Raw genomic sequence first — 19177 nt, 5'->3', positions numbered from 1 at the left:
CGGGTCTCTCAGGCCTCGGCGGCCGGGGTTTCACGCAGCTGGCGGTAGACCGCCGAAAGCTGGGACACGTCTTCGGCGGAGAACAGCAGCTTCAGCGCCGGCGAGACTTCGTGGCGGTCTTCCTGGCCGCTGAGGCGGGTCAGGATGTGGTTGTCCTTCATCTTCTGCACCGCCGATGCGACGCGACGGTTGAAGCCGGCGCGGTCGGTGGACAGGTTCTTTTCGTAGATGGCCAGCGCTTCGGCCATCTCGGCGTCGGCGACCACCGCGCGGTTGCCGCGCGCATCGGCCTCGGCCAGCTGCTGGCGCAGGTACAGCAGCAGCACCGAGTCGATGAAGGTCAGCGGCGAGGTGCGCAGCAGCACCGGCGCATCGACGTCTTCGGTATCGGCCTGGCGGGTGAACGCCACGCCACTGTCGCGGTCGAGCACCAGTTCCAGGAACAGGTCGGCCAGCGACGAGCGGATGGCCGCCTCGCTGCGGATCAGCGCCGGCCACAGCTTGGCGTGGCGCAGCTGGTCGATGCTGGGGCCGATCAGCAGCTGGCACAGCGCACGGCGCGCATCCAGCGGCAGGCGCCCGGTATCGCCGAGGTAGTACACGTCGTTGCCACGGCGGGGCTGCGCCACGGCCGCCACCGGCTCGGCCTCGTAGGCGTCTTCCGCCACGTCGGCCTGCGGTGCGTCGATGGGATCTTCATGCCAGCTCATGGCGTCTCTCCTGGGTGAACCAAACCAGCGGGATGCGGGCGCGACGGATCTGGCCGTCGCCACCACGCCATTGCGCAAGCTCCTGCTCGCCGGCGATCACGTTGCCGAAGCGCGTGCCCAGCGACAGGTAGCCGATGACGCTGCCAAGACCCTGCGGCGCTTCGCGCTGCGAAAGGGCCTGGGCGATGCTGAGCCGCGGCTGCGCATCGAGCAGATCGTGCAGGTCGCGGCGCAGGGTACGGAAGTCGATTTCGGACGAAGCGACCAGATCGCCAACGCTTTCCAGGCTGATCGCGGCTGCGTCGTTGTATTCGACGTTGCCATCGACCTGGGCGCTGCGCGGATCGTGCAGTTTCCATTGCGACCACGAGCGCAGGCGGCTGGTGGTCAGCTGCAGGTCGCGGCCGATGCCGCGTTGTGCGGGGAACTCGTCGCGCAGAGCGAGCGCTTCGGACTGCGCCTGCTTGAGCAGCTGGTTGAGGCGACGCTGTTCCAGATAGCCACGGCTCTGCACGAAGCCGCGCAGGCTGCGCGCGAAGTTCTGCAGCACATCGTGCACCTGGCCACCGCGCTCGAGCATGGTGCTGGTGAAGCCGCGCAGGAAGTTGCGTTCGTTGCGGTCCAGGCGGCGGGCGAAGCCACGCGCCAGCACCGCTTCCAGCGCGGCATCGAGCTGGGCGCTCTGCTCGGCGTCGTTGAGCAGGCGCCAGAAGGCCTGGAAGCTACGCCCGGCATCACTTTCGCCAATCACGTCCACGCCTTCGAACAGCTGCGACAGCACATCGCCGCGCTCGCCCTCGTCGTCGATGATGCGTTCGCGGAACTCGCGGTTGAGCTGCTCGAAGTCGTCGCGCACGCGGCGGAAGTCCTCGGTCAGCTCGTCGGCCAGGCCGATGATCTGGCGCGCACGTTCCAGCGCGCGCTTGCCGTCCAGCGCGATCACACGGCCGGCGCCGACACGGGCGATCTCGGCGTCGATCCGGTCGCGCTCGTCGCGCAGCGCCGACAGTCGGGCGTCCGGATCGGATTCGGTCTGCGCGGCCAGCTGCGAGAGCTGTTCGATGACCAGCGCCAGCCGGCTCTCGGTGGCGGCCACACGGGCCTGCTCGAGGCCGTCGGCAAAGCGGATCGCCTGAAGCGCCGCGGTCGACAGCTCGTACTGCTCCTGGTCGGCGCCCTCGGGCAGGCGGCGTTCCAGCCAGCCCTGGGCCAGCCAGTGCGCGATGTAGGCCTGCGCGGTACGCGGCAGCTCGCGCGACAGTTCGTCGCTATTGAGCTGATCCAGCGCACGCTGCAGGCGCTCGTTGAGCACCGACGAAGGCAGGGTGCGCTCGCCGTCCATCAACAGCCCCTGCAGCAGGCCGATGATTTCCGGAGCGTGGTCGGCGGCGAGCAGCTTCCACTGGGGCTGTTCGCGCAGATGGCGGTAACGGGAGATGCGTTCGCGGTGCTTCATGCAGCGAAAGAAGTCATGAGGGCTGGCGGGGACGAGCAGCCGCCCGCGGCGGCCGCGTGGGCAGCCGTGGGCATGCCGGCCCGCAGAGGCCGGCGGAGTGCGGTCAAGCGGCTCAGCGCTTGCCGCCCACTTCGATGAAGCGCAGGAACTCGGCGCGGGTACGCGCGTCGTCGCGGAAGCTGCCCAGCATCTTGGAGGTGACCATGCTGACGCCGCGCTTGTGGATGCCACGGGTGGTCATGCATTCGTGGGCGCCTTCGACCACCACGCCGACACCGATCGGCTGCAGCACATCCTGGATGCACTGGGCGATCTGCGCGGTCATCTTCTCCTGCACCTGGAAACGGCGGGCGTAGGCTTCGACGACGCGGGCCAGCTTGCTGATGCCCACCACCTTGCCGGCCGGCAGGTAGCCGACATGCACGCGGCCGATGATCGGCGCCATGTGGTGTTCGCAGTGGCTTTCGTACTCGATGTCGCGCAGGACGATGAGTTCGTCATAGCCTGCCACTTCCTCGAAGGTGCGCTCCATGTAGGCGCGCGGGTCATCGCGGTAACCGCTGAACCAGTCGCCATAGGCTTCGGCGACACGGCGGGGGGTATCCAGCAGGCCTTCGCGGGACGGGTCCTCACCGGCCCAGCGCAGCAGGGTGCGCACGGCATCCTCGGCCTGGTCCTGGGTCACGTCGCCCTGCGGGGCGGCCTTTTCGTTGTTCTTGCTCATTGCGTACAGCGTCCCGAACGGGGGGCGAGCATCGTACCCGACCGGGGGGTGGGTCGTCCTGTAGGGACGGTTCATCGGGGGTGACGCGCGGCGCCGGACTGCTACCGGTTTGGAGCGGGAAGGGCGGCAGGGCAGGACACGCCGTAAACCCGTCCCTGGGGGCTCGGTCGGCGCATCCATGCGCCTCACGGTCCTGCCCTGCCGCCCTTCCCGCTCCCTGACGGTTTCCTGCGGGCGCGGCCGGACCGCCCGAAAGCGGGGTCAAAAGCGGGGGTTCATGGCTTCGGAAGCGGTGTGCCGCCCTGGTGGGTGCGGACCTTGGTCCGCACTGCTTTTGCCCTTAGAGCCAACCCACCGCGCTCGCGGGATGTGGGGTGGGTGGCGGAGGGCCGGGCGGGACAGGGCCGTGAGGCGCATGGATGCGCCGATCGAGCTTACATGGACGTACTTGCAGCGTGCCCTGCCCCGTCCGGCCCTCCGCCACCCCAACCGATAGCCAGCAGGCGCAACGCTTTCCTCAACACACCCACCCATTCAGAAAAACATATTGATAGGAATGAAATTAGTAGTATCCTATCTATCTCTTATGGACCGACCCCTCGACGAGCGCACCGTGCTGCAGATGCAGCTCAGCTCCGGCCTGCTTTATGCAGGGCGGCAGTGGCAGCGCCTGGCCGACAGCCGGCTCGGCAGCTATGGCATCTCCACCGCCTGCACCATGCCGTTGCTGATGATCGGCCGCTCCGGCGGTGGCATCCGCCAGGTGGCGCTGGCCCAGCAGCTGGGCATGGAGGGTCCTTCCCTGGTACGCCTGCTGGACAAGCTGTGTGCCAGTGGCCTGGTCCGCCGCGAGAGCGACGCCAGCGACCGCCGCGCCAATCTGTTGTGGCTGACCGACGAGGGCCATGCGCTGGTCAGCGAACTGGAAGATCAATTGATCGGCCTGCGCCAGGACGTGTTCGGCGAGCTTTCCATGGATGAACTGCACGCCGTGCTGAAGGCATGGCGCCTGCTGGCCGAGGCCGCCGACCGCATCACGTAAGAGCGCTGCCCCCGAACACCGCCGCTGCCGTGCACACGCCAGCGGCTTTTGCCCGTTGCTGTTGTTTCGTTGTCCCTCCCCTCCCCCACCTCGTCCCCGCCCCCTACCGATGCCCGGTGAATTCAGTCTCCACGGAGTGTTTGTCCCGACCCTGCTTGGGTTGATGGTGTTGGCCTATCTGGTCAACAGCGGCCTGCACGCGCTGCTGCAGCGTGCCGGCGCCTACCGCCATGTATGGCACCCGGCGCTGTTCAACCTGGCGCTGTACGGGATCGTGCTTGGCCTGCTGTTCCACCTCCTGCGTTGGATGCAATCGTGAACAAGATCGTGAAGAAGACCCTGCCGGTGCTGCTCACCAGCGCAGCCGTGATCGTCGCCCTGCTGGTGCTGCGCCAGCTGTGGGTCTACTACATGGATGAACCCTGGACCCGCGACGCCCACGTCGGCGCCGACGTGGTGCAGGTGGCGCCGGACGTGTCCGGGCTGGTGGAAACGGTGAACGTGGCCGACAACCAGTCGGTGAAGAAGGGCGACCTGCTCTTCGTCGTCGATCGCGCCCGCTACCGCATCGCGCTGGAGCAGGCCAAGGCCAGCCTGGCCGAGCGCCAGGCCTCGGTGGCACAGCTGCGCCGCGAGATCGGCCGCGACCGCAGCCTGCAGGACCTGGTCGCCGCCGAGGACGCCGAGGTGCGCCGCGCCAAGCTGCAGGCCGCACAGGCGGCGCTGGCCACCGCACAGGCTGCGGTCGACCTGGCCGAGCTCAACCTCGGCCGCACCGAGGTGCGCGCCTCAGCCGATGGCCGGGTCAGTGACCGCACGATGCGCGTGGGCGATTACGTGGTGGCCGGCAAGCCGGTGCTGGCGCTGCTGGATACCGGCTCGTTCCGCATCGATGGCTATTTCGAGGAGACCCGGCTGCGCGGCGTGGCGCCGGGGCAGCGCGTGGACATCCGCCTGATGGGCGAATCGGCACCGCTGCACGGCCATGTCGAGAGCATCGCCGCCGGTATCGAGGACCGCTACCGCAGCAACGGCAGCACCCTGCTGCCGAACGTGACCCCGGCCTTCGACTGGGTGCGGCTGGCGCAGCGCATCCCGGTGCGCATCGCCATCGACGAAGTGCCCAAGGGCGTGGAACTGATCGCCGGGCGCACCGCCACGGTAACCGTGGACACCGGCCGCCATCCGCACAACGGCAAGGCCGGCACTTCGCCGACACAGGCGGGCCTGTGAACGCCGCCCTGCCCCGTCTCGGCCTGATCGTCGCACTGGCCAGCCTGGCCGCGTGCAAAACCGTCGGCCCGGACTATGCACTGCCGGAAGGCTCGGCGTTCAAGCGCCCGCAGGCCAATGCGGCCTTCATCGATACGCAGAACCCGCAGATTGCCGCCAACCAGGCGCTGCCCGACCGCTGGTGGTCGCTGTACAACGACCCGGTGCTGGACGGGCTGATCACCCAGGCGCTGCGTGACAACGTGGAACTGAAGGCCGCCGATGCGCACCTGCGCCGCGCTGCCGCCGTGTACGAACAGGCGCTGGACGCGGGCGGCTTCGAGTACGAGGCCGAGGCCGGCGTCAGCCGCGCGCAGTTGTCGGCCGAATCGTTCCTGCAGGAGCACGAGCTGCCGGTGATCAACCTGGCCGATGGCAAGTTCGCGGTCAGCTACCAGTTCGACCTGTTCGGCAAGCTCAAGCGCGGCGCCGAAGCGGCGCGAGCCGACGAACAGTCGGTTGCCGCAGCACGTGACCTGGCCCAGGTCAGCGTGGTCGCGCAGGTGGCCGACAGCTACCTGGAGATCTGCCACGCCAACCACGAGCTGCACGTGGCCGAGCATTCGCTGCAGCTGCAGCAGCGCAGCCGCACCGTTACCGAGCGCCTGATCGCCGCCGGCCGCGGCACGCCGCCGGAACTGGCCCGGGCCAATGCGCAGGTGGCGCTGCTGGAGGCGGCACTGCCGCCGCTGCGCGCGCAGCGTTCGGCCGCGGCCTATTCGCTGGCCGCACTGCTGGGCCAGACCCCGGGCCAGCTGCCGGCCGGGGTGATCGACTGCGCGCACGCGCCCGGCCTGGCGCAGCCGCTGCCGGTCGGTGATGGCCGTGCGCTGCTGCAGCGCCGCCCGGACGTGCGCCAGGCCGAACGCAAGCTGGCCTCGGCCACCGCGCGGATTGGCGTGGCCACCGCCGAGCTGTATCCGGACATCCGTCTGGGTGCCTCAGTGGGCGCCGCCGGCCTGCTGGAAGACTTCGGCACGCCGATGACCCAGCAGTGGTCGATCGGCCCGCTGATCTCGTGGACACTGCCCTCTTCGGGCACGCATGCCCGCATCCACGCCGCCGAAGCCGGTGCCGACGCGGCCCTGGCCGAGTTCGACCACACCGTGCTGCAGGCACTGCGCGAGACCCAGACCGCGCTGGACCGCTATGCGCAGGACCTGCGCCGCCTGCAATCGCTGCGCGTGGCGCAGGAGCAGGCCGCGCTGGCCGCCGACCAGAACCGCCGGCTTTACCAGGGCGGCCGCACACCCTACCTGTCCAGCCTGGATGCCGACCGCAGCCTGGCCAGCAGCGACGCCACCCTGGCCGCCGCCGAAGCGCAGGTCTCGCGCGACCAGATCCACCTGTTCCTGGTGCTGGGTGGCGGCTGGCAGGCATCGGTTGCCCCGGCTGCACCGTCCACCGCACAGGCCACGGCGAAGTAAGCCATGAACGCGCTGACCGATCGCCAGGCCTGGCTGTTCTCGATCAAGACCTACCTGGCCGCGGTGGCCGCGCTGTACATCGCCATGGCCGGCAACCTGTCGCGCCCATACTGGGCGATGGGCACGGTGTACATCGTCAGCCAGCCGCTGCTGGGCCCGACCCGCGCCAAGGGCGTGTACCGCATTGTCGGCACCCTGGTGGCCGGGCTGGCCACGCTGCTGGTACTGCCGGCGCTGGTGGAAACCCCGCTGGTGCTGAGTGCGGCGATGTCGATCTGGCTGGCCGGTTGCCTGTTCATGGCCCTGCTCAATCGCGGCCCTCGCGGCTACGCGTTCCTGCTGGCCGGCTACACCACCGCCTTCATCGGCTTCCCGGCGGTAACTTCGCCGGAGACCATCTTCGACACCGTGGTGGCGCGCAGCGAGGAGATCATCCTCGGCACGGTGGTGGCCGTGCTGTTCGCCTCGCTGTTGTTCCCGGCCTCGGTGCGGCCGATGCTGCGCGCCCGGATCGGCAACTGGATGGAGGACGCTGCGCAGTGGTGCCGGCAGATCCTTGAGCGTGGCCGCGCGCATGCGCCGCGCAACCGGCTGGCTGCCGACCTGGTGCAGTTCGAGGCACTGATCGAGTTCCTGCGCCGCGACGATCCACGCCATGCCGGGTCTGCGGTGTCGATGGAGCGGCTGCGCGAGCGCATGCTGTTGCTGTTGCCGGTGTTGTCGTCGATCGCCGATCGCCTGAGCGCGCTGCGCAGCGATGGGCAGGCCCTGCCGGATGGGCTGCCGGCGCTGGTCGACGACATCCGCGAGTGGCTGGATGGCCCGACCAACGCCAGCGAGTACGCGCGGCTGCGCGCGCGCATCAGCGCGCTGAAGCCGCAGGTGGACCGCGACCTGCAGCACCTGCAGCTGGCCAGCCTGCTGCTGCGCCTGGAAGAACTGGTGGACCTGTGGCAGGACTGCCGCACCCTGCAGCACGCGATCGACCAGGGCACGGCGCCGTTGGATCGCGCGCACTACCGCATCCGCACCGAACGCGTGGCCGCCGACAAGCACGTCGACTACGGCATGGCGCTGTTCTCCGCGCTCAGTGCCGGCGTAGCGCTGATGAGCTACTGCGTGCTGTGGATCGCGCTGGGCTGGGAAGGCGGCGGCAACGGCGCGATGATGGCGGCGGTGACGGCCGCATTTTTCGCCGCACAGGACGATCCGGCCCCCAGCATGGTGCAGTTCCTGGTGTGGGCGATGGTCGCCTCGGTGGTGGCGGGCGTGTACCTGTTCGGCGTGTTCCCAGCCGTGCACGACTTCGGCCTGCTGGCGCTTGTGCTGGCGGTGGCCTTCCTGCCGCTGGGACTGCTGCTTCATCATCCCAAGAGTGCGCTGTTCGCGCTGCCGCTGACAGTCAATCTGGCTGCGTTGCTGAGCCTGCAGAACACCTACAGCGCCAACATCCAGACCTTCCTCAATTCGTCGATCGCGATGTTCATCGGCATTGGCTTTGCAGTGGTGATGACCCGCCTGTTCCGTTCGGTAGGTGCCGAGTGGACCGCGCGCCGGCTGGTGCGGCAGGGCTGGACCACGCTGGCCGAAGCCGCCGAAGGACGTGGCCAGCAGGATCGGCAGCGCTTTGCCGCACGCATGCTCGACCTGCTGGGCCTGCTCGCACCGCGCCTGGCAGCGACGCCGGAGGGCAGCGACATTGCCTCGGTGGACATGCTCAACGAGGCGCGCATCGGCCTGAACATCCTGCAGCTGCGTCGTGCACGGCTGGAACTGCCCGAGCGCAGCCGCGAAGCCGTCGAGCACATCCTGGAAGAGATCGCTGGGCACTACCGGCGGCAGATCGCGGCGCGCAAGCCGATTGCTGCAGACCAGGTGCTGCGCGAGCGGCTGGATACCTCGCTGGGCCGGGTTGGCAGCGTGGCGGCGTGCAAGGCCCGCGACGAGGCGCTGATGGGCCTGATCGGCCTGCGCTTCGCGCTGTTCCCGGAGGCCAAGGCGTTGGCGCCGGGCCTGGCCATGGACACGGCGACGCAGCCGTAGCGCGCTACCCTGTGCGTCCACAGACCCCGTTGCCGGGGTCGGATCCTTCGCCCCGGGCGAAGGCTCTGACCCCCGCTCTGCACAGGAAGCTCCAATGAGTTACGACATGATGGTGTTCGAGGCCAGCGCGGCCCCGCGCGAAGCGGCGGCCTTCATCGCCTGGTTCGAGAAGCAGACGCAGTGGAACGAGCGCCACGAGTACGACGACCCGGCCGTCAGCAGCCCGGCGCTGCAAGCGTGGTTTGCGGAGATGGCGCAGGAATTCCCGCCGTTGAACGGACCACTGAGCAACGACGATGACGACCGCGCCGAGGTGACCGAGTACAGCATCGGCCGACAGGTGATCTACGGCGCGTTCGCCTACTCGGTGGCCGAGCGCGCGCACGGGCGGGTGCAGGATCTGGCCGAGAAGCACGGCGTGGGCTTCTTCGACGTGAGTGCGGATGAAGCGGCGATCGTGTTCCCGGATGGGTTGGTGTTGATCGCGGAATAGGTGTGGCGGCAGCGCTGCGCCCTGCACCTGCCGAATCAACTTCAACGGCAACGTCAAAGGCTGGCATTCCGTGGGATGGCGGGGTAGGTCCGGTTGAGGGGGACGCCGTAAACCCATCCATGGGGGCGTGGTCGCGGCATCCATGCCGCTCACACCCCCTCAACCGGACCCACCCCGCCTTCGACAGTTTCCTGCGGTCTGCAGTAGATCCACGCCATGCGTGGATGAACGTCGGAATGATCGAAGTACGCTTTTGTAGAGTCGAGCCATGCTCGACTGCTATTGGCTAGCGATTCCGGACGTGACTGGAGGTTTCATCGATTCCGGAAAAGCTCCATCGCTTCTTCCATTTCGTCTCTTTCACCGGATACCACAAACGCCAGCACCCACGCTGCCGCAGCATTTCCGTGCTCCAGTGCCAGCGCCGTCAGCAGACACGTACTAGTGCTGAAATCGTGCTTCTCCATTACGACGCTACCAGCGAACTTCGCAAGCCGGTGAAGCGCCTCGGAGTACTCGGGTTCAGCGATATCAGGGAGCGCGATACCCGCCTCCCGCCTCTCCATCTCGATGCTGATTGGCAATCCAACGAAGTCAAATGTGAGTGGCTTTGGCTGAAGCAGAAGTGCGTTCACGATATGCGGCACAGCCGCAAACGAAGCGCTGTAGACGTCCCCTTGATGGCACAGGCTGCTCCACAGCTCGTGCCAGGTGTCCTCAATTGGATCGTCTTCGGATCTTTCGTTTTTCGGGATACTTATATTGGCCAGCAGCTCCGGAATGTCATCCGCAGCCCCGTAGGCGTGCTGCAGTTCGGCCCAGCGTGGGTCATCCAGAGCGATAAGGGCCATGCGCCGGTTCCTGTGTCTTGGGGTAGCAACGCAGGATAGGTAGCGCCGGCGGCGTCATCAAAGGGCAAATGCGACATCGGGACGATGGGGGTCAGAGCCCGTTCCCGGTGGGAACGGGATCCGACCCCGATTCAGAACAAGGTGCCCTGTACTGTGGGCTGTTCGATGCGCGCGGGTTGTTCGGCCACATCTTCGGCACCCAACCGCCAGGCCAGGCCGCCCAACCGGCTGGCGTGCCGCTTCAGTGCGGCCAGCAGCACGTCGGCGCTGCTGGCCACATGCAGTACCTGGCGGGCGCGGGTCAGGCCGGTGTAGACCAGCTCGCGCGACAGCACGCGGCTGTCCTGGCGTGGCAGCTGCAGCCACACTTCATCGAACTCCGAGCCCTGTGCCTTGTGCACGGTCATCGCAAAGGCGCTTTCGTGCGCGGGCAGTGCGGCCGGGTGGAAGGCGCGTGGCTGCTCGACGGTGTCGCCCAGGAACCAGGCCACGATCGCGCCGCTGTCGTCGCGCAGGCAGATACCGATGTCGCCGTTGAACAGGCGGTGCCGGTAGCTGTTCTCGGTGACCAGCAGAAGGCGGCCCTGGAAGTAGCCTGGGGTATTGCCGGCCAGCAGCTGCTCGATACGGCTGTTCAGCCCGCGCGCACCTTGCGGGCCTTCGCGCAGCGCGGTCAGCACGCGCAGGCGACCGGCCTGCTGCAGGGCACGTACCGGATCAGCGGCCTCGGCCAGCGCGCGCCAGTGGCCGAGCAGATGCTCGCGTTGGCCACGCAATGGATCGGCTTCGCCTTCGTGGAAATGCACGCCCGCCAGAGACCCGCCGCGCAGCAGCTGCAATGCAGTGCGGCTGTCACCTTCACGCACGGCATGCGCCAGCGGTGCCAGGTCCAGCGCATCACTCTGCCGGTAGCCGCGTTGCAGCTGCACGCGACGGCCGGCGAAGGCGCGTGGTGCGGCCTGCGGCTGCAAGGTGGCCGGTGCCAGCAGGCCATGCAGCGCCAGCGCATCGTCGGCGCGGGTGCCGATGCCATCGCCGCTGGCGCGCAGGATCGCGCTGAGCACATCACCGGCTTCGACCGACGGCAACTGATCGGGGTCGCCGAGCAGGATCAGGCGGGTGCCGCTGGCAACTGCATCGACCAGCTTGGCCATCATCGGCAGATCGATCATCGAGGCTTCGTCGACCACCACCACGTCCACCGCCAGCGGATTGTCGGTGTGGTGGCGGAAGCGTGGTGAGTCGGGAATCACGCCGAGCAGTCGATGCAGGGTGGTGCCGCTGCTGGGCAGTGCCGCGCACAGCGTCGGATCCAGTCCCTGTTCCTGCAGGCGTTGCACGGCCATGCGCAGGCTCTCGGCCATCCGCTCGGCGGCGCGACCGGTGGGCGCGGCCAGCGCCACCTCGGGCAGCGGCTGGCCGGCGTGCCGGGCCTGCGCGGCCAGCAGCAGCAAGAGGCGTGCGATGGTGGTGGTCTTGCCTGTGCCGGGGCCGCCGGTGACCAGCGCCAGCGGATGGCGCAGGGTCACGCCGGCTGCGCGTGCCTGGTGATCTTCGCCGTGCGATGCGTGCGGGAACAGCTGCGCGAACAATGGCGCCAACGCTGCCATGTCCGGCGCCGGCAGCGGATGCCGGCCGATGCGCTGCAGACCGGTGGCCAACTGGCGCTCGTACTCGCGGTAGCGGCGCAGGTACAGCAGCCCGTTCTCCAGCACCAAGGGGGCATCCCCGGCGATGGCGTCAGCCTGCTCCGGCGTCGCCACCCAGGGCGATGCGCGCAGCTGCGCCAGCCAGGCCTGCGCGGCGGGCCACTCGGGCACGCCTTCCAGCAACCGCTGCGGTTGTGCCGGATCGAACGCGGCGTGGCCCTGGGACACCGCCAGCGAAGCCAGCGCCGCCGCCAGTGCCACACTGTCGGGCGTGTCGTCGCGCAGCCGCTGCAGGCTGGTCGCCAATGCGTGGTCGAGGGTACGCAGCAGGCCCTTCTGATGAAGTTCCTTCAGCAGGCTCATGCGCTGGCTCCACGGGCACGCGCGGCGAGCTGGGCCTGGGCCTGCTCGCCGCCGGCGAACAGCGCGTCGAGTGCATCCACCAGCGCGAACGGAAAACGATCCACGTGCACGCCGTTGCCCGTGCCATCCAGGCCGCGGCAGAACAGGTAACGGATGCCGCCCATGTCGCGCTCGTAGTCGTAGGCGGCGCCCAAGCGGAAGCGCAGCCAGCGATGCAGGGCCACGGTGTAGATCAGCGCCTGCAGATCGTATTCGCTGTGGCGCATGGCAATGGCCAGCAGGTCCGGGCTGTAGCCGGGCAGGCGGTTGGACTTGTAGTCGAGCACGTACCACCGGCCATCACGCACGTAGGTCAGGTCGATCATGCCGGTCATCAGCCCCTCCAGGCGGCGGCGCTGGCCGAAGCCGCGGCGGCCACTGGAAACACCATGCGCATGCAGCACCTGCAGCAGCGCCGGCACGGTGGTCGCCTCGATGGCGAAATGGAAGTCGATTTCGGCGCGGCGCTCGCCTTCACCGAGGCTGTGCAGCGCACCGCCTTCGGGCAGCGGTACGGTCAGCGTGTGGCCCACCAGCGGCACCAGCACCGCCACGCCATCGTCCAGATCGACGTCGGCATAGCCCTCATCGTGCAGCGCCTTGCGCAGCACCTCGGCCTGGCCCTCGGGAGCTTCCCGGCCTGGTTGCCATTCAGCCCATGCGGCGAAGTCGACGTTTTCCATTGCCTCGTGCAGCACGTTGCCGAAGCGGCTGCCCATGAAACGCGGGTCGAGCGGCGCGCTGTGCTCGGCCGCCGCGGCGGCTTCCGGCAGTGCCGGTTCCAGCGGCAGCTCCGGGCCGGTGGGTTCGTCGGCTGCCGGCGCCGGCAGCGCGGTGGCAGCGGCTTCGATGTCACTGCCCGCGCCGGCATCGGCGTGGGCCAGCTGGGTGAAGCTGTACACCCACCAGTCGTGCGGAACGCGCCGGGTCAGTGCACGCACCGCCGGAAGATCCCCTTCCACTTCGGCCGCCAGCTGCGGCAGCGCAGCCGGTACCTCACTGTCATCGATGCGCACATCGGCATGCGCGCGCAGCGCCTGCAGGTCACCCAGCAGCGGTGCCAGCCGCGTCCTGCCGAGCCCGGCCAGATCACCCACGGCGATCCACAGCGCGTGCTCGGCGCGGGTCAGGCCGACATACAGCAGGCGCGCATCCTCGGCACGCTGCTCGCGCTCGCGCTGCGCAGTGGCCGCTTCCCAGGCCTCGTCCTTGCCCAGCTTCCAATGCAGCTGGCGCTGGCCGCCCACATGCACCGTGCAGTGCGAGGCGGTGTTGGGCGCACCGCCGTCGATGCCCACGAAGGGCAGGAACACCAGCGGGTACTCCAGGCCCTTGCTCTTGTGCAGGGTGATGATCTGCACGCGGCGCGCATCCGATTCCAGGCGCAGCAACTGCTGCTCGTCATCCTGGTCGGCGCTGGCCATCTGGCCCTGCAGCCAGTCCAGCAGGCCGTGCATGCCCAGCGCCTGCGCCGAGGCTTCCTGCAGCAGTTCGCCCAGCTGCAGGTAGTTGGTCAGGCGGCGCTCGCCATCGATCAGCGCCAGCAGGCGTTCGCCCTGTGCTGCGCAGACGTCGGCGATCACCGCGAACGGGCCGCCGCGCTGCCAGCGCTCGCGCCAATGCAGCAGCTGCGCCTGGAACCCGCGTTGCAGGTCGCCCTCGCGCTCCATCGCCGCGATCGCACTGGCGCGCTGGCCGAGCAGTACCGTGGCCAGCGCTGCGCGCAGGCGACCTTCGTCAGCCGGCTGCAGCAGCGCCAGCAGCAGTGCACGGAGATCACGCGCTTCGCTGGTGGCGAACAGGCTCTGCTTGCCCGCTGCCACGGCAGGAATGCCGACCCCGGCCAGCGCGCGCTGCACCAGCGTGGCCTCGCGATGCGAGCGCACCAGCACCGCGATGTCACCCGGCTGTACCGGGTGCCCACGCAGAACAGCGCTGCCTGCACGTGCCGCGACCAGGATCTGGTGGATCGCCGCCACACAGGCCTGGGTCGCTGCTCCGCGCGAGGCATCGGCACTCATCGCCTTGTCACCGCCACTGCGCAGCACGCGCAGGGTGAGTGCCGGGGCGGCATGGCCGTCGCGCTGGTAGTCCGCATCGCTGCGCACGCCACCGGGCCGCACCGGCTCGAACTGGATGCCACGCTCGAGGAAGGCGTCTTCGCCACCGTTGTCGTACAGCGCCTGCAGCGCGCGCAGCACGGCCGGTCGCGAGCGGAAGTTCTGGTCAAGCACCGGCGCCTGTTGCGCTACCCGCTTGGCCTTCAGGTAAGTGTGGATATCACCGCCGCGGAAACCGTAGATCGCCTGCTTGGGATCGCCGATCAGGAACAGCGCCGGTGCCAGGCCGAGCTCGCGCACCTCCGGTGAATCGCCGAACACGGTGTGGAAAATGCCCCACTGACGGTCGTCGGTATCCTGGAACTCATCGACCAGCGCGATGCGGTACTGCGCGCGCAGCTGCTTGACCAATGCCAGCCGCTGCGGGCCTTCCAGGGCCAGTGCCACGCCATCGATCAGATCGTCGTAGGTCTGCACCCGGCGGGTGCGCTTCAGCGCCTGCAGGCGCTGTCTGGCTTCGTCGCGAAGCACGTGCAGGAAGTTCAACGCGGTGGCACGCAGCCAGGCATCGCGTTCGGCCAGAAGCGCGACGTAGCGGGCCAACGGCGCCTGCAATGGCGACGATGGCGTGCGCTCGGCGAATTTCTTGTTGGTCTTGGCTGCCAGCGCCTCCGGCAGCAGTGCCGGCAGGCGCTCGCTGGTCAGCAGCTCGCGCGGGTCGGCGCGCTCGGCCCAGCCCAGCAGTTGCCGGCCCAGCGGGTGCAGCCAGCCCAGCTTGTACGACACGCCGTTGATCCATTTGTTGTCGACCGCATCGCAGAGGTCGATGAAGAACTGCTCGCCATGCTCGCGCACGCTTGCGGACAGCTCTTCGGCAACACTCTGCAGGGCGGCCTGCGGATCGGGCAGCGCCACCGCCTGTGGCAACGGGTGCAGCGGCGGCGCGGCCAGCAGCGCGCGCAGATCGGCGGCCAATGCGTCCGGGGTGGACCACAGCCAGGTCAACGGTTCCAGCGTGGCCGGGTCATTGGCATATACCCGCCACAGGTCGGCCGCGAGCGCTTCCAGCAACTCACGGTCGCTGGCCAGCAGCTCCGGCGGATCAAAGGTGTGGCCGCTCTCCAGCGCATGCTCGCGCAGCACGCGGGTGCAGAAGCCATGGATGGTGAAGATGGACGCAAGGTCGATCTCATCGGCGGCCACCTGCAGGCGGCGCTTCAGTGCGGCGGCGCGCTCGGTACCTCCCTGCAGATGGCGCTGCAGCACCTCGCGGGTCAGCCGCACGTCCGGCGCTTCGCCTTCGACCGGTTCCAGATCGACCAGTCGCGCCGCCAGCGCCAGGCGCTCGCGGATGCGCTTGCGCAGTTCCTGGGTAGCCGCATCAGTGAAGGTCACCGCCAGGATCTGTCCGATGCGCAGGCCCTGTTCCACCACCAGGCGGGTAAACAGCGTAGCCAGGGTGAAGGTCTTTCCGGTACCGGCACTGGCTTCGATCAGGCGGATGCCATCCAGCGGCAGGGCCAGATAGGGATCGACCGCCATGCACTGGGCTCGCTCATCGATGAAGGCGGGGCTCATGCGCTGCCCTCCTGGCGCGTTTCGGCGCCGAGGGTGCGGCCTTCGCGCACCGCGCTGAAGACCACCTGGCTGTTGCGCAGCAGGTCGGCATAGCTGGCATCGGAGGCGAACGGGTCGGCACCCCGAAGCAGCAGCTGCCAGGCGTCGCTGCTGGATTCACCCCAGCTGCGGTCGCTGCCATGCCACTGCTTCCAGCCCTCGCTGCGCTGTTTCTCTGCCGGCGCGTTGTACAGCACCCAGCCGGTATACGGGGCAAAGCGCAGCGGCTCACGCAGGCCGCGCTGGCGCAACTGCAGCAGCGCGCGCAGCGCCGCGCGTGCAGCAGGCGCGCTCAGTGCCGGCAGTACATGCGGGCCGGGACCGGCGTCGCCGCCATCGTGGAACTGCACAAGGGGCAGTGCGTCGCCGGCGGCGTTGGCCAGCAGCCAGTCCAGGCCCTGGCGGATCACTGCATTGCCATTGAGCGTGCCGGCGCGCAGCCGCACCAGGCCTTCGGGATGCCGATCGGCCACGCGGCCGTGCAGGCGCACGCCATCGATGTCCACTTCGTAGCGACGGCTTTCCAATGGCTCGCCCTGCATCCAGCCCAGCAGCGCACTGGCATACGGACGCGTCTTCAGCTGCTCCACCTCGAACTGGCGCTGGCCCAATGGACCGGACGGCAACAGGCCACGCGCGCGCAGCCGCGGGTACAACGGCTCGGTATCACCGCTGAGCGTGGCGCGCACCACCGCCGCCTGCACGCTGCGCTTTTCCGGGCCGCGCGATGACAGCACCAGCGGTTCCAGGTCATCAACTTCCCCGGCATCGTCGGCCAGGCGCAGACCCAGCGACTGTGCGAGGAACTGCCCGGCCGGGTCGCACAGGAAGCGGCGCAGGGTGTCGAGCGCGAGCTCGTCTTCCACGGCATCGTCGGGCGGCGGCGGCAGCGGGGCATCGAACCACGGCTGCAGGCCACCACGCTGGCCGGTGAGGCGGCCGGCAGCGGGATGCCATTGCCGCCGATAGCTGAAGCGGCGTGGATCACCCTCTCCGAACGCCGCCGGTGAGAACGGCTGCAGTGCATGGCGCACGGTAAAGTCGCGGACCGCCGCAGGCGGATCGAGGTGATACGCGGCGGCGGCATCGATCAGTTCACTGACCAGCACCGACGGCTCACGCACGCTGCCATCGCGTGGATCGGCGCCGAGGTAGCTGAGGTAGAACACCTCCTGCGCGGCGGCGAACAGCTGCAGGAACAGGAAGCGGTCGTCTTCGCGAGTGGAGCGATCGCCCGGGCGGCGGCGCGGCGTGTCCAGCTCGGCGGTGAGCTGGTTGAGGCCCGCGGCCGGGTCACGGCGCGGGAAATCGCCGTCATTGAGACCGAGCACGCAGATCACCCGGAACGGCAGCAGGCGCATCGGCACCATGCGGCCGAAACTGATGCCACCGGTCAGCAGCGGCGCGCGCGTATCGGCCTCGCCCAGTACGCCGGCGAAGTGCGAACGCACCACCTCAGGCGGCACGCCGTCTTCGAAACCGGCCTTGGCGGCATCGTCGGCGAACTGATTCAGCAGCTTGCGCAGGCGCTCGAGGGCACGCTGGCTGTTGGGCGAGCTGGGCGCGGTCGGCAGCAGCGCGTCCAGCAGCGACAGCAGCCGTTGCCGCCACTGCGCCGGGGTCAGCAGCTCGCCGAGGCGACGCTGGTAGACCGCCAGCACGCGCAGCAGCCGCAGCAGCCGGTCCAGTGCTTCCAGCGCGCCGCCTTCCAGTTCGATCCACGGCGCCACGCCGGCCAGGTCCGCCTCGCTGCCGGTGGCGTGACCGAGCACCAGGCGGTCCAGTGCGAACTGCCAGGTGTAGGCGTCGTCGGCCGGCGCCTGGTGCTGGTTGCGGTGCTTCGCATCCAGGCCCCAGCGTGCGCCGGCCTGCTGCAGCCAGCCGTGCAGGCGATCGAAGTCCACCGCCTCCAGTCCGGCCGCTTCGGCCAGCGGCGCGCTGGCCAGCAGGTCCAGCACTTCGTTCAGGCCGAAACGCGAGACCGGCAGGCCCAGCAGGTGCACGAACACATCGGCCAGCGGCTCTCCTGCCAGTGGGCTGCTGTCGGCCAGCGCGTAGGGAATGTGCTCCTCCTCGCCGCCGCGGCCGCCGAACACTGCCTCCAGGTACGGCACATAGGGATCGATGTCCGGCGCCAGCACCGCGATCTCGCGCGCCTGCAGCGGCGGGTCGAAGCGAGGGTCCTGCAGCAGGCTGCGCAGCTGGTCGTGCAGCACCTGAAGCTCGCGCAGCCGGGTGTGGCAGGCATGCACCTGCAGGCTGGGGTCGTCGCTGCGCAGCCCATAGCGCAGCTCGCCCGAGGGCAACGCGCGGCGATGGAAAAGATCGCGCTGCAGGCGATGCAGCAGGCTGTCGGACAGGCCGCCTTCGTCAAGGGTCGGCCGGGTGTCTTCTTCCGGATCCGAATACGCGGCAATCTCGCCGGCCGGGTGCACCACCTCGTAGCTGCCCAGCACCGCCATGAAGTCGCGGCCTGCCGCACCCCAGGCCTCCAGCAGGCGGTTCTCACCGGCCGCTTCACCGAAGGGATCGGGCGCGCCGCTGCGCAGGCGCTCGGCCAGCGTCTGCAGGTCACCCCAGTACGACTGCACCGGAGTGGGCATATAGAAGTGCAGCTCGCCCACCCGCGCCTGGGTGGCCATCACCCGCAGCACGTCGGGCGAGATGTTGAGCGTCGCGAACGCGGACATCCGCGGTGGCAGGCCCTGCGGCAGCGGCTGGCCGGCACCCTCGAAGCGATCCAGGTACGCCTGGATGCGGCGCGCGCGGTAGTCGCGGCCATGGGCGATGGTGCGCCAGAGGATCGCCTGCGGGTCGGCCGGGTCGGCGCCGGCCTCCCAGCGCAGCAACCAGTCGCGGCGCCAGGCCTGGTACTTCTCGAACACCGACGCCAGCTCACCGGCCAGTGCCCACGGCTTCAGGGCGTCGCCGCCGGCAAGATAGGACTGCAGCGCGCGCATCGGTGGCTGCGCCAGCAGCGCCGGGTCGCGCAATGCCTGGTAGAGCTTCCAGTGCAGGCCCGCGGCGTCCAGGTCGTCGCGTTCGCCCGGCACATTGGCATTGAGTGCTCGGGCAACGAATTCGCCCGGGGTCAGGAACTCGAGGTTGGCGGCCACGCCATATTCGGCAGCGAGTGTCGCTTGCAGCCAACGCCGCATCGCCACCTGCGGGATCAGCACCACCTCCGGCGCGAGCAACGGCTGGCCCGGAACCGGCACACGCACGTTGCGCGCCAGCAGCGCAGCCAGCACGTCCAGGGAGTTGGAATGGTAGAGGCGGAAATCGCTGCCCGGGTCACTCATCATGCACAGTGTGCAGCACGGCAGGCAGTATTCAATGGCCAGCCCATCGCCGGTACGGATTGTTCCGCGCTGCCGGCCGATTGTCCCGGCCTGGCAAGGGTCATGCCGTGCCACAATACTGGACCGTCC

The 19177-nt window shown here is 68.9% G+C and carries 13 protein-coding genes; 6 read left to right on the top strand and 7 right to left on the bottom strand.

The features are described from left to right. Window positions 1–8: 8 nt before the first annotated feature. The 3 genes from AC5P7S_RS14130 to folE all read right to left on the bottom strand — a co-directional run bounded on the left by AC5P7S_RS14130 (window position 9) and on the right by folE (window position 2890). Window positions 9–710, bottom strand: coding sequence for a DUF4194 domain-containing protein (locus AC5P7S_RS14130; protein WP_005421303.1), 702 nt, complete (start codon window positions 708–710; stop codon window positions 9–11). Beyond that, window positions 697–2166 carry a DUF3375 domain-containing protein gene (locus AC5P7S_RS14125; protein WP_053496749.1) on the bottom strand — a complete coding sequence of 490 codons (1470 nt, stop codon included), beginning with the start codon at window positions 2164–2166 and terminating at the stop codon, window positions 697–699. The genes AC5P7S_RS14130 and AC5P7S_RS14125 overlap by 14 nt, the downstream gene beginning before the upstream one ends. A 112-nt stretch (window positions 2167–2278) precedes the next feature. Next, the gene (folE, locus tag AC5P7S_RS14120; RefSeq protein ID WP_004141296.1) at window positions 2279–2890 is read right to left on the bottom strand and encodes a GTP cyclohydrolase I FolE; all 612 of its coding nucleotides are present in this window, start codon (window positions 2888–2890) and stop codon (window positions 2279–2281) included. Between the two features lie 586 nt (window positions 2891–3476). On the opposite strand from folE, the gene AC5P7S_RS14115 reads away from it, so the two are divergent. The 6 genes from AC5P7S_RS14115 to AC5P7S_RS14090 all read left to right on the top strand — a co-directional run bounded on the left by AC5P7S_RS14115 (window position 3477) and on the right by AC5P7S_RS14090 (window position 9167). Then, window positions 3477–3932 carry a MarR family winged helix-turn-helix transcriptional regulator gene (locus tag AC5P7S_RS14115; RefSeq protein WP_005421298.1) on the top strand — a complete coding sequence of 152 codons (456 nt, stop codon included), beginning with the start codon at window positions 3477–3479 and terminating at the stop codon, window positions 3930–3932. A gap of 109 nt (window positions 3933–4041) precedes the next feature. Then, window positions 4042–4251 (top strand): DUF1656 domain-containing protein, encoded by a 210-nt coding sequence (locus AC5P7S_RS14110; RefSeq protein WP_025875651.1) that lies wholly within the window; start codon window positions 4042–4044, stop codon window positions 4249–4251. Continuing rightward, window positions 4248–5165 (top strand): efflux RND transporter periplasmic adaptor subunit, encoded by a 918-nt coding sequence (locus AC5P7S_RS14105; protein ID WP_065186602.1) that lies wholly within the window; start codon window positions 4248–4250, stop codon window positions 5163–5165. Before AC5P7S_RS14110 ends, AC5P7S_RS14105 begins: the two co-directional genes overlap by 4 nt. Next, window positions 5162–6631, top strand: coding sequence for an efflux transporter outer membrane subunit (locus tag AC5P7S_RS14100; protein WP_095378910.1), 1470 nt, complete (start codon window positions 5162–5164; stop codon window positions 6629–6631). Before AC5P7S_RS14105 ends, AC5P7S_RS14100 begins: the two co-directional genes overlap by 4 nt. 3 nt (window positions 6632–6634) lie before the next feature. Then, window positions 6635–8674 (top strand): FUSC family protein, encoded by a 2040-nt coding sequence (locus AC5P7S_RS14095; RefSeq protein ID WP_095378907.1) that lies wholly within the window; start codon window positions 6635–6637, stop codon window positions 8672–8674. Window positions 8675–8768: 94 nt separating this feature from the next. Next, window positions 8769–9167, top strand: a complete 399-nt coding sequence (locus tag AC5P7S_RS14090; RefSeq protein WP_095378904.1) for a hypothetical protein — start codon at window positions 8769–8771, stop codon at window positions 9165–9167. Between the two features lie 314 nt (window positions 9168–9481). On the opposite strand, the gene AC5P7S_RS14085 is transcribed toward AC5P7S_RS14090, so the two are convergent. From AC5P7S_RS14085 to recC, 4 genes are all read right to left on the bottom strand, one after another. Beyond that, a complete protein-coding gene (locus AC5P7S_RS14085) occupies window positions 9482–10018 on the bottom strand; it encodes a hypothetical protein (protein WP_095378901.1) in 537 nt (178 codons plus the stop codon). A 131-nt stretch (window positions 10019–10149) separates the two neighbouring features. After that, window positions 10150–12030, bottom strand: a complete 1881-nt coding sequence (recD, locus tag AC5P7S_RS14080) for an exodeoxyribonuclease V subunit alpha (protein WP_095378899.1) — start codon at window positions 12028–12030, stop codon at window positions 10150–10152. After that, a complete protein-coding gene (recB, locus tag AC5P7S_RS14075; RefSeq protein ID WP_095378896.1) occupies window positions 12027–15707 on the bottom strand; it encodes an exodeoxyribonuclease V subunit beta in 3681 nt (1226 codons plus the stop codon). Before recB ends, recD begins: the two co-directional genes overlap by 4 nt. Continuing rightward, window positions 15704–19051: an exodeoxyribonuclease V subunit gamma gene (gene recC, locus AC5P7S_RS14070; protein ID WP_065179034.1), complete on the bottom strand. Its 3348-nt coding sequence runs from the start codon at window positions 19049–19051 to the stop codon at window positions 15704–15706. Before recC ends, recB begins: the two co-directional genes overlap by 4 nt. Between the last annotated feature and the right edge of the window lie 126 nt (window positions 19052–19177).

The organism is Stenotrophomonas sp. YJH_SMC_32, assembly GCF_059369975.1.
This window is presented reverse-complemented; position numbering and strand designations above follow the sequence as displayed.

Bases quoted from the DNA above. Each gene is read 5' to 3' on its own strand.
- AC5P7S_RS14130 (WP_005421303.1), bottom strand. From the start codon at position 710: ATGAGCTGGCATGAAGATCCCATCGACGCACCGCAGGCCGACGTGGCG.
- AC5P7S_RS14125 (WP_053496749.1), bottom strand. From the start codon at position 2,166: ATGAAGCACCGCGAACGCATCTCCCGTTACCGCCATCTGCGCGAACAG.
- folE (WP_004141296.1), bottom strand. From the start codon at position 2,890: ATGAGCAAGAACAACGAAAAGGCCGCCCCGCAGGGCGACGTGACCCAG.
- AC5P7S_RS14115 (WP_005421298.1), top strand. From the start codon at position 3,477: ATGGACCGACCCCTCGACGAGCGCACCGTGCTGCAGATGCAGCTCAGC.
- AC5P7S_RS14110 (WP_025875651.1), top strand. From the start codon at position 4,042: ATGCCCGGTGAATTCAGTCTCCACGGAGTGTTTGTCCCGACCCTGCTT.
- AC5P7S_RS14095 (WP_095378907.1), top strand. From the start codon at position 6,635: ATGAACGCGCTGACCGATCGCCAGGCCTGGCTGTTCTCGATCAAGACC.
- AC5P7S_RS14090 (WP_095378904.1), top strand. From the start codon at position 8,769: ATGAGTTACGACATGATGGTGTTCGAGGCCAGCGCGGCCCCGCGCGAA.
- AC5P7S_RS14085 (WP_095378901.1), bottom strand. From the start codon at position 10,018: ATGGCCCTTATCGCTCTGGATGACCCACGCTGGGCCGAACTGCAGCAC.
- recD (WP_095378899.1), bottom strand. From the start codon at position 12,030: ATGAGCCTGCTGAAGGAACTTCATCAGAAGGGCCTGCTGCGTACCCTC.
- recB (WP_095378896.1), bottom strand. From the start codon at position 15,707: ATGAGCCCCGCCTTCATCGATGAGCGAGCCCAGTGCATGGCGGTCGAT.
- recC (WP_065179034.1), bottom strand. From the start codon at position 19,051: ATGATGAGTGACCCGGGCAGCGATTTCCGCCTCTACCATTCCAACTCC.